8 protein-coding genes are annotated in these 10,712 nt (G+C 65.3%); 1 reads left to right on the top strand and 7 read right to left on the bottom strand.

Features of this window, described 5'->3' with window-relative positions; all coding sequences use genetic code 11:
• Positions 1 to 8: 8 nt before the first annotated feature.
• The 6 genes from BLQ28_RS24485 to BLQ28_RS24510 form a co-directional block, all read right to left on the bottom strand.
• Positions 9 to 965 (bottom strand): ABC transporter substrate-binding protein, encoded by a 957-nt coding sequence (locus BLQ28_RS24485; RefSeq protein WP_093245734.1) that lies wholly within the window; start codon positions 963 to 965, stop codon positions 9 to 11.
• A 30-nt stretch (positions 966 to 995) separates the two neighbouring features.
• Positions 996 to 2,021, bottom strand: coding sequence for an ABC transporter permease (locus BLQ28_RS24490; protein WP_093245736.1), 1,026 nt, complete (start codon positions 2,019 to 2,021; stop codon positions 996 to 998).
• 23 nt (positions 2,022 to 2,044) lie between these two features.
• Entirely contained in the window at positions 2,045 to 3,565 is a 1,521-nt protein-coding gene (locus tag BLQ28_RS24495) for a sugar ABC transporter ATP-binding protein (protein ID WP_093245739.1), read from the bottom strand.
• A gap of 7 nt (positions 3,566 to 3,572) precedes the next feature.
• Positions 3,573 to 4,448 carry an amidohydrolase family protein gene (locus BLQ28_RS24500; protein WP_093246159.1) on the bottom strand — a complete coding sequence of 292 codons (876 nt, stop codon included), beginning with the start codon at positions 4,446 to 4,448 and terminating at the stop codon, positions 3,573 to 3,575.
• A 129-nt stretch (positions 4,449 to 4,577) separates the two neighbouring features.
• Positions 4,578 to 7,589, bottom strand: coding sequence for a right-handed parallel beta-helix repeat-containing protein (locus BLQ28_RS24505; RefSeq protein ID WP_143012569.1), 3,012 nt, complete (start codon positions 7,587 to 7,589; stop codon positions 4,578 to 4,580).
• 46 nt (positions 7,590 to 7,635) lie between these two features.
• Positions 7,636 to 8,700, bottom strand: a complete 1,065-nt coding sequence (locus BLQ28_RS24510) for a porin (RefSeq protein ID WP_093245744.1) — start codon at positions 8,698 to 8,700, stop codon at positions 7,636 to 7,638.
• Between the two features lie 247 nt (positions 8,701 to 8,947).
• Between BLQ28_RS24510 and BLQ28_RS24515 the strand changes: the two genes are divergently transcribed.
• Positions 8,948 to 9,658, top strand: a complete 711-nt coding sequence (locus tag BLQ28_RS24515; RefSeq protein WP_093245746.1) for a FadR/GntR family transcriptional regulator — start codon at positions 8,948 to 8,950, stop codon at positions 9,656 to 9,658.
• A 47-nt stretch (positions 9,659 to 9,705) separates the two neighbouring features.
• Here the strand turns inward: BLQ28_RS24515 and BLQ28_RS24520 are convergent, their stop codons facing one another.
• Positions 9,706 to 10,680, bottom strand: a complete 975-nt coding sequence (locus tag BLQ28_RS24520; RefSeq protein WP_093245749.1) for a tripartite tricarboxylate transporter substrate-binding protein — start codon at positions 10,678 to 10,680, stop codon at positions 9,706 to 9,708.
• Positions 10,681 to 10,712 lie beyond the last annotated feature (32 nt).

The following is a 10,712-nucleotide window of genomic DNA, read 5'->3' on the forward strand; positions in this document are numbered from 1 at the left end:
TGAAAGAATCAGTCGTACAGCACCGCGGCGATCTTCGGGTCTGCGATGTTGGTCTTGTCGTACCAGAAGAACCCGGTGTCGACGACCTTGGGCAGCTTCTCGCCCTTGATCGCCTTCACGGCCATCTCGACGGTCTTGTAGCCCATGCCCACGGGGTTCTGCGTGATGGCGCCGGCCATGCTGCCGTCGATGATGGCGTTCTTCTGCTGCTTGCCGGAGTCGTAGCCGATGATGACGACCTTGCCGTTGCGCTTCATCTCACGCACGCCGTTGACCACACCGATGGCCGAGCCTTCGTTGGCGCCGAAGATGCCCTTGAGGTTGGGCGAGGCCTGCAGGATCGACTTGGTGATCTCGGTCGACTTGAGCTGGTCGCCGCCGCCGTACTGCACGCTCACGATCTTGATGTTCGGGTAGGTCGACTTGATGCGGTTCACGAAGCCGTCGCGCCGGTCCACGCCGGTGCGGCTGGTCTGGTCGTGCACCACCAGTGCGACTTCACCGCTCTTGCCGATCAGCTCGGCCATCTTGTCGGCGGCCAGTGCGGCGGCTGCCTTGTTGTCGGTCGTCGTGGTGGTGACGGGAATGTCGCTGTCCACGCCCGAGTCGAAGGCCACCACGGGAATCTTCGCGGCCTGCGCCTTCTTCAGCAGCGGAATGGCGGCCTGGCTGTCGAGCGCGGCAAAGCCGATGGCCTGCGGCTTCTTGGCCAACGCGGCGGAGAGCATGTCGATCTGCTTGTCGACCATCGCCTCTGTCTCGGGGCCTTCGAAGGTGACCTTGACCTTGAAGTCTTTCGCGGCCTGCTCAGCACCCGACTTCACGGCCTGCCAGAACTGGTGCTGGAAGCCCTTGGACACGAGCGGTATGTAGATCTCTTGCGCCTGCTGCGCGTGCGCCGCGAAGCCCGACAGGCCGATGAGGGCTGCACCCAACGTGGTCGCCACTGCTCTTCTCTGGATCATGCAAAGTCTCCTGTGGTTGTAGAAATCAGCTCACTGCTTGCTGCCGCTTCGGCGGCGCAAGATGTCGGCGTACACGGCCAGAATGATGATCACGCCGGTGACCACCGTCTGCCACTCCTGCGCGACCGAAAGAATGCGCAGCCCGTTGGTCAGCACGCTCATGATGAAGGCGCCGATGATCGTGCCGACGATGGTGCCGGTGCCGCCGCTGAGCGAGGTACCGCCGATGACCACCGCCGCGATCGCATCGAGTTCGTAGCCCTGCCCCAACGCGGGCTGCGCCGAGTTCAGGCGCGAGGCAATCAGCAGGCCCGCAATGCCGCAGATGCCACCGCTCACCGTGTAGACAATCACCTTCCAGAAGTCGGTGTTGACGCCCGACAGGCGCACCGCTTCTTCGTTGCTGCCGAGCGCGAAGGTGTAGCGCCCGAGGATGGTCTTGTTGAGCACGATGCTCGCTGCAATCGCCACCAGAAACAGGATGAGCACCGCATTCGGAATCGGCAGCGACGGGATGAAGTAGCCGATCAGCGAGTCTTGCGAGATGGCCGAGAAGTTGGGCGTGTCGTTGAAGTAGATCGGCTTGGTGCCCGAGATCACCAGCGACAGGCCCTTGAGCAGCATCATCATGCCGAGCGTGGCAATGAAGGGCGGGATCTTCAGCTTGGCGATCAGCACGCCCGAGACGAAGCCGGCCAGCGCGCCGAAGAAGATGGCGGCCGCAATGCCGAGCGCCAGCGGCATGCCCATGTAGGTGAGCACCACGCCGGCCATGACGGCGCAGAAGGTCATCAGCGTGCCCACCGACAGGTCGATGCCCGCCGTGATGATGACGAAGGTGCAGGCAATGGCGAGCACACCGTTCACCGCGGTCGACTGAAGAATGCTCACGAGGTTGTCGGCCTGCAGGAACTGCGGCGACGCGACGCTGAAGAACACCATCAGCACGATCAGGCTGGCAAAGGCCAGCATCTTCTGCCGCGTGGCCGGGCGAAAGAGCCGCGCCTTCAACGAAAAGCCCGGCGTGGCGGCGGTGGTGGCGGTGGGGGTCGTCAAGAAGTGTCTCCTGTCGTATTCAATCAATGGGCGATGGCGGGAGCGGCTTCGCGGCGGGTGGCGAGCTGCATGATCTTTTCTTGCGAGGCCTCGCGCCCCGACAGCTCGCCGGTGATGCGGCCTTCGCACATCACCAGCACGCGGTGGCTCACGCGCAAGATCTCGGGCAACTCCGACGAGATGATCACGATGGCCTTGCCCTGCTCGGCCAGCGCATTGAGCAGGCGGTAGATCTCGGCCTTGGCGCCCACGTCGATGCCGCGCGTGGGCTCATCGAAAAAGAGCACGCTGCAGTCGCGCAGCAGCCACTTGGCAATCACGATCTTCTGCTGGTTGCCGCCCGAGAGCAGCCGCACCTGCTGGTGCACCGAAGGCGTCTTGATGCTGAGCTGCTTCACGTAGCGATGGCCGGCGGCCTCGATGGCGGCCTGATCGAGAAAGACGCCCATCGACACGAACTTCTTCATGCTCGGCAGCACGATGTTGGTTTCGACGTCCATGCCGGTGGCCAGGCCGAAATGCTTGCGGTCTTCCGAGAGGTAGCCGATGCCGTGCGACACCGCGTCTTGCGGCGACTTGATCGACACCTTCTGGCCGCGCACATGGACTTCGCCCGCGTCGATGGCATCGGCGCCGAACACGGCCCGCGCCAGCTCGGTGCGGCCCGCGCCCATGAGCCCGGCAAAGCCCAGGATCTCGCCCTTGCGCAGCACGAAGCTCGCGTTGCGCACCATCGCGCCGCGCGTGATGCCGCGGGCCTCGAGCACGATTTCGTTGCCCGAGGTGTCGGGGAAATCGTTCTCGACCTCGGTGAGCTGGCGCCCGACCATCATGGCGATGAGCGAGTCCATCGGCGTGTCGGCCATCGGCACGGTGGCGATGTACTGGCCGTCGCGCATCACGGTCACGCGGTCGGCGATGCGCTTCAATTCATCCATCTTGTGCGAGATGTAGACCACGGCCACGCCCTGCGACTTGAGCTGTCCGATGATGCGGAACAGGTCGGCCACCTCTTCGTTGTTCAGCGCGGCGGTAGGCTCGTCCATGATGAGCACGCGCGAATCGAACGAGAGCGCCTTGGCGATCTCCACCATCTGCTGCTTGGCCACCGTGAGTTCGCCCACGGGCGTCTGCGGATCGAGCCGCAGGTTCATGCGCGCAAAGATGCGCTGCGTCTCGGCGCGCATGGCGTCTTCGTCGATGAACAAGCCCAGGCGCCCGCGCGGCTCGCGGCCGATGAAGATGTTCTGCGCCGCGCTCAGGTGGTTCATCAGGTTCAGCTCCTGATGGATGATCCCGATGCCCAGCGCCTGCGCGGCGCGTGGGCTCGCGATGTCCACGGGCTGGCCGCCAAACAGCACCTCGCCGGAGTCCTTGCGGTAGACGCCCGCGAGCACCTTCATCAGCGTGGACTTACCGGCGCCGTTCTCGCCCATGAGGGCGTGCACCTCGCCGGGCAGCAGATCGAACTGCGCCTTGTCGAGCGCGCGCACACCGGCAAAAGATTTGCACAGGTCGCGGATGGTGACGATGGGTTGCTGCATGCGGTGCTCAAGCGGTCTGAAGGTCGTAGAAGCGCTGCGCGGTGCCGCGCCAGACTTGCGCCTGCTCGCCGGCCGACAGCTGCGTGATGAAGGCCTGGCTCACGGCGATCCAGCCCGCGTAGTCGCCGGCCAGCGTGAGCACGGGCCAGTCGCTGCCCCACATGAGGCGGGCCGGGCCGAAGCATTCGACGAGGTGCTCCCACACCGGGCGCACCGCGCTCACGGCCGCATCGATACGACCGTGCGTGGATGGCGGCGCTTCGCCCCAGAGCCCCGAGAACTTGCAACACACCTGCGGCAGCGCGGCGAGTGCGGCGATGTCGTTGCGCCACTGCGCAAAGGCCTCGCTGTCGTGCGCACCCACGGGGGGCTTGGCGGCATGGTCGATCACCACCGGCAACTGCGGCCAGTCTTTCAGGAAGCGCAGCAATGGCACCAGGTGCCTCGGCTTCACGAGTGCATCGAAGCGCAGGCCGAGCTGAACGAGTGCCTGCACCGCATCGCGATGCGGCATGCGTGCGATCCAGTCGTCGTCGGGCAGGTCTTGCAGCATCGGCCGCACGCCCTTGAACTTCGGGTGCCGTGCCATGCGCGCCAACGAAGCGGCGGCGTCGGGCTTGGCCAGGTCGACCCAGCCGACCACGCCGCCGATGGCTTCGTGCGTGGCCGCGAGTTCGAGCATGAAGCCGGTTTCTGCTTCCGAGTCGGCCGCCTGCACCAGCACCGTCTGCACGACGTCGTGCGCCTTCAGCAGCGGCATCAGGTCTTGCGGCATGAAGTCGCGCACCAGCGGCGCCAGCGCCGGCACGTCGGCGCGCAGCCACGTGTAGTCGCCGCGCGCGGGCCGCCAGAAGTGCTGGTGCGAGTCGATGCGTGTGGCCATGCGGTTCAGGTCATCGGCAGCGAAGCGTGGGTCCATGGCAAGGCATTCATTCAGATCGCGAGGGCGTCGTCAATCGATGCGAACAGCGTTGCGATGCGGTCGTGTTGAAGCTAGATGTCATGGGCCCGCCTATTGCGTCAGGTCGACGCGATCAATCTGAAAGTACGCACCCGACACCTTCTTGAGCACCAAGGTATGCGAACCCGCCGGCAGGCCCGACACGCTGTAGATCGTTCTCTGGCCCTTGTAGACGGCAACGGCGGGGATCGTCATGGCCTGCGCCGCTGCGCCGTCGAGCGCGCTCGAGAATTGCACCGCCGCCGTATCGACGGGCGCGAGCACGCGGATGCCGGTCCCGTTGAAGGTGACGCTCATCGCGTCGCCGTTTGCCTGGGTGTAGTGAACGTCGAAGTTGAAGTCGCCCGACGCGGGGTTGCGCCCGGTCGAGCGGCCCCAGCTGCTCGTGTAGACGATGCCCGTCCAATCGTCGTTGTGCACAGCCAGCGACGGGAAGAGCAGGTCGAACTCGATCATCACGTTGTTCCGCCGGACCTTCACATGCAACTTGCCGTTCGCGGCCTCTGCGCCAAGGGCGGCGTTCAGGTCGTTGCTGTCCACGATGTCCTTCACCTGGCCGGCCACCGTGGCCTGCAGAAAGACATCGTTGGCGAGCACGCCGCTGTTCGCCGCGTCCGAGCCTGCCAGCACAGATTGCACCAGCACGCCCGCCACGCTCGGCAGGCCGGCCGCGGAGCGCTCGCCCTCGGTCTCCACCGACTTGACCTTGGCGCCCAGGAAATCCGACGGCGTTTCCAGCACCACCACCTGGATGTTCGCCGGGTCGAAGATCGGCTTCAGCGCCTTGGGCTTGAGCCGTGGGTCCTGCACGCCGAACTTGTCCATCGCGAAGTTCTGGAAGCCGACCGCCAGGGCCGGCGAGCTGGCCGCGACGGTGAAGTCGCCGTTCTGGGCGTCGGCAAACATCGGATCGCCCGAGACCTTGGAGTTGGCGTCCCAGCCCAATGCCTGTGCGGCCTTCAGCGCGGCGGTGGTCGGCAGCAGGTTGTTGTCGACCCGCTCGCCGTTGTTGCCGGTGCCGATGCCGATCGGCTGGTAGGCTCCCATCACGATGTTCTTCTCGAAGTGGTCCAGGCTGTTGGCAAACCACACGTGCGCATGGAAGGTGTTGTTCACCAGGATGTTGTTGCGGTTGATGCGCTTGAAGCCTTCGCGGTTCTTCAGCCCGCCCTGGAGCAGCACGTTGTTTTCGATCACGTAGTTGCTCGAGCCGTCGTCCAGGTCGATGTCCCAGCTTCCGGCGAAACCGCGAAAGCGGTTGTTGCGGATCGTGGTGGGGTCCATCGCGTCCAGGTAGGGCATCTCGGGGTGCGCGGTGAGGTCGGCGTTGGCGTTGCCCGAATTGCCCGGTGGCAGCTGGCCCCAGTACCGGTCGCGGCCCCATGAGTTGAAAGCGCCGTGGTCGCCGGTCTCCAGCACCGTGTCGAACACGTCGTTGAACTCGAGCACATGGCCGCCCCAGGTGCCGTCGCCGATGTTGATGCCCGCGCGCGGCGTGCCGTAGATGCTGTTGCTGCGCACCGTGATGTGGGAAGACATCGAGATCTCCACGCCGGTCGCCTGCTTCTCCCGGGTGCCGATGTCGTGGATCAGGTTGTTTTCTGCAATGGACTGGGCCGGATACGCATTGGTCTTCGGGCCGGGCGTCTTGTCCATGTCCGCATAGGACGTCCTGTCGGCATATTGAAAACCGGGCGAGCGCACCGCATCGGGCGAACCGACGAAGAGAATCGCGCTCGCGCCGATGTCCGAGATCTCGTTGCCGCGCACCGCCACGCCGCGGTTGTAGCCGCTGACGAACACGGCGTTGCCGCCCATGGAATACATGTCGTTGCCTGCGATTTCCAGATCCTTGCCGCCTTCGATGTAGATGGCACCGCCGCGAAAGACCTTCCAGTCGCTGCGCAGCAAGGGCTCGGTGGTCTTCATGAAGGTGTTGCCGGTCTGCGTCAGCGTCAGGCCCTTGATGGCCACGTCATGGATCGGCATCGCCTCGGACCCTTTCAGCACGATCAGTTGCTCGACCAGACCCTGGTCGGCGCCACCGCTCACCTCGACCTTCGCGCCCGTCGGATCGAAGCCTGCCTTGGGAATGAAGTAGAGCTTTTTCGCCGCGACGTCATGGAACCACTCCTGCGGCGCATCGAGCTCCTCGAAGATGTTCTCGACGAAGCTGACGCTCCAGTTCGGACCCTGCTCCATGCGGTTGTTGCCGGTCCCCTCGCTCAGGTTGAGCGTGTTGTCGGCATTCTTGCCATTGATCCGGTAGTGAATGTCGCCCCATTCGGCGTTCAGCATGACGTGCGCATACCCGCCCTTGGGGTTGCGCCATTTCGCGACCCGCGCCTGCGCCGTCGCGGCGCCGCTGCCGTTGAAGAAGTGCTTTGTCGTGCTGGACAGGTCGCGCGGCTGGAAGTTGGGAAAGCGCGCCCGAATCTGGCGTTCGCCGTTGACATAGAGGTCGTCGAAATCGGTGCCGTCGGTGGTGGCGGTCCAGCGGCCGCTGCCATCCGGCCCCGTCCATGCCAGCACGCCCAGATTTCTCGCCCCGCTGACGACCGCCTTCTTGCCGGGCACCGCGGTGATGGTGAAGGGCTTGCCCGGTGCCCCCGAAAGCTCGGGGCCCAGCACGATGGTCGACGCCAGGTGGTGCGTGCCTTCGTCCAGGAAGATCGTGCGCCCCGCGGGCGCCAGGCCGCCGGCACCGGCCTGTGCATCGCTGGTGGCCTTCGACACCGCCTGCTTCAGCGTGGCGAAGGGCTTGGCTTGCGTGCCGGGGTTTTGATCGTTGCCGGTGGGAGAGACATAAAGGTTCGTCATGTCCACCGGCGTGGCTGGATCGACCGGGGCCGCGGGGTCGCCGCCGCCACTGCCATCGCCACCACTGCCGCCACCTCCTCCAGCAACAGGCGGCGGAAAGAAGCCGCCACCGCCGCTTCCGCCGCCGCACCCCTGCAGCCCGAACATCAGAACCATCGCAGCCACTGCAGCGCCGATGAAGGAAGGCCAGCGCCATTCCTTCTTGCGCGTTGCAGGCGCGAGCACAGCACATCCAGTCATCATTTTTTTAGACTCCCCTGGTGATTGCGGTGACGCCTACCGGCCGGCGTCAGAACGAGTGGCTCATCCCGAAGTACGTTCCCGTTTGCCTGCCGCCTGCGGGCGGGTTGTTGTTGGTGGCTTCCACCGAGAAATTGGCGGTCGCGCTGTTGTAGACCTTGCCCACCGACGCATAGAGCAAGGTGCGCTTGGACAGTGCGTAGTTGGCCCCCAGCATGAACAGGTTGGCGCTGCCCGCATTGCGGTTCTGCGTGACGCGGAACATGGAGCCGATCAGGGTCAGCCAGGGCGTGACCTTGTAGTTGGCACCGACCCAGTAGTGCGTGGCCTTGCTCGGCGCGTTGAGCGGCGCGTCGGGTGCCGACAGGCGCTGGTAGCCGGCGAACATCTTCAGGTCGTCGAAGGTGGCGGTGCCGCCGAGCGTGAACTCCTTGGACGTGTTGAACAGGTCGGAGTACTTGCCGTTCTTGTCGCGCGCCACGTCGTAGATGGCGCGCACCTCGTACGAAGACGCGGCATAGACCAGCGAGATGCCGTCCTTGCGCAGCTTGGTGAAGCCGTCGGTCTGCTCGCCAAGGCCCGTCTGCACGGTGGCGCTGAAGCCGCCCCAGGTCGGCGTCGTGTATTCGATGCCGTTGTCGTTGCCCTGCCAGTTGCGCCCGCGCACCAGCGTGGCGGTGCCGATGAACTGCTGGCCCGTGGGGTCGATGTACCAGACGTCGTTGGCGATCGCCAGGTTCTTGCCCAGCACCAGCTTGCCCCAGTAGTCCTGCAGGCCGACGTACGCGCGCCGGTTGAGCAGCAGGTCGGCGCCGTTGGGCTTGGCGGCGGGCAGGTCGAAGCCGCCTTCGAGCACGAACAGCGCGGCCATGCCGCCGCCCAGGTCTTCGGTGCCCTTGATGCCCAGCATGCTGGTGCCCCACTGGTTGCCGGCGTGGCGCCACAAGGTGCCGCCGCCCTTGCCCGCGTCGTTGGCGATGTTGTTCTGGTAATCGAGGCCTGCCACCACGCGACCGTAGAGCGTCACGCTGCTTTGGGCCTGGGCGCTCGTCGCGCCGATGCCAAGGCAGGTGCACGCGACACCCGCAGCCATGGCGATGGATCGGACATTCATCTTCTCGTCTCCTTCATGGGTCCTGAAACAGGAATCGGCGACCAGAGGTGGGCCCTGGTGTGTGACAGCTTTTGGCCTTACCAATTTTGGTATGACCACTTTGCCACGATGAAGAATTGGCCTTACCAGAACAAACCCTCTCCGGGTTTCCTCGCAAGAAAGAAGGCGTATAGCGCGCAAGTTCGCCGCGCCGGTGGTGTCAAACTGGCATGACCAGATCGCCAGCTTCGCTCTTTAGCCGACCCCCATGCATCCCCCCGCCAAACCCGCCGACACCCGAAGGCTCTACCAACAGATCGCGGACCAGATCCGGGCCTTCATCCGCAATGGCAACCTGCCCTCGGGCGCGCGGCTGCCCCCGGAACGCGAACTGGCCTTGCAGCTGGGCGTGTCCCGCCCTTCACTGCGCGAAGCGCTGATCGCCCTGGAGATCGACGGGCGCATCGAGATACGGATGGGTTCGGGCGTCTATGTGTGCGCAACGCAGGACGCGTCCGAGCACGCAACGCCGGCGGTCGGCGAGAGCCCTTCGGAAATGATGCAGGCCCGCGCGATGCTCGAAGGCGCGGTGGTCACGCTGGCCTCGGCCCGCGTCACTTCACACCACTTGGACCGCGTGAAGAGTTGCCTGGAAGACATGCGCCAGGATGGCCTGCACGGCCGCACGCAGATCGAGAACGACCGGCGCTTTCACCTCACCATCGCGGAGATGACGGGCAACTCCGTGCTGGTCAGGCTGGTCGGCGAACTCTTCGATGGGCGGCACAGCCCGATCTCGTCGCGCATGAGTGCACGCACGGAAGACTCGCAAGCCTGGAAGGCCGCGTTCGTCGAGCACGAGGCGATCTATCGCGCGCTGGAGGCACGCGACCCGCAGGCCGCCGTGGCGGCGATGCTGCATCACCTGAGCGCATCGCATGCGCGCTGGACGGGGGAAGCGCCCGCGCCGTCCCCCTGACGGGGCGCCGTTCCCCATCATTGCGCCCTTGCGTCATTGCAGCGCGGCTAGTCCGCGTAGACGCCGGCCGCCTTGATGATGGGCGTCCACTTGGCGATTTCGTCGATCACGAACTTCTTGTGGCCTGCCGGTTCGATGCGGCCATCGGTCGCGACCACGGCACCCAGCAGCTCTTCGCGGTGAATGAAGTCCGGGTCTTTCAGCGCCACCTTCAGCGCATCGTTGAGCTTCTTCAACACCGGCGCGGGCGTGCCCTTGGGCGCGTACAGGCCGTGCCAGATCGTGACCTGGAAATTCTTCAGGCCCGCCTCGTCGAGCGTGGGCAGGTCTTTCAGCATCGGCAGCGCGAGCCGCTTGGGCGTGGTCACCGCGAAGGCCTTCACCTTGCCGGCCTGGATCTGCGGCGTGGTGTTGGTGGTCTGGTCGCACAGCAGGTCGATCTGGCCGCCGATCAGGTCAGTGATGGCCGGCGCCGTGCCCTTGTACGGAACGGCCGTCATCTCGGTCTTGGTCGCGCTCTGGTACAGCAGCCCGCACAGGTGCGAGGCCGAACCCACGCCGGCATTGCCGATGTTGATCTTGCCCTTGTTGGCCGCGATCCAGCTCGTCAGTTCCTTGTAGTTGGCCGCGGGAATGCTGGGCTTGGAGATCAGCGTCATCGGCACGTCGTTGACGATGCCCAGGTATTCGAAATCGCTCTCGACCTTGAACGGCAGGTTGCGCACCAGGCTCGGCACGGTCGCCATCGCGATGTGGTTGAGCAGCAGCGTGTAGCCGTCGGGCGTGGCGCGCGCCACCTTGGCCGCGCCGATGGAGCTGCCCGCGCCGGGCACGTTGTCGATGATGACGGTGCCGCCGCCCAGCGGCTTGCGCAGTGCCTCGGCGAGGTCGCGCGCCACGCGGTCGGTGGGGCCGCCGGCCGCGAAGGGCACGACGATGGTCACGGACTTGCCGGCCGGAAAGTCTTGCGCGTGGGCGCCGGCAGCAAGGGCGATCGCCGCGAGGGCGAACAGTTTCTTCATGGAGTCTCCGTCGGGTTGGGATAGATAAAGGG

The sequence above is a fragment of the Variovorax sp. EL159 genome, from assembly GCF_900100965.1.
Lineage (GTDB): Bacteria > Pseudomonadota > Gammaproteobacteria > Burkholderiales > Burkholderiaceae_C > Variovorax.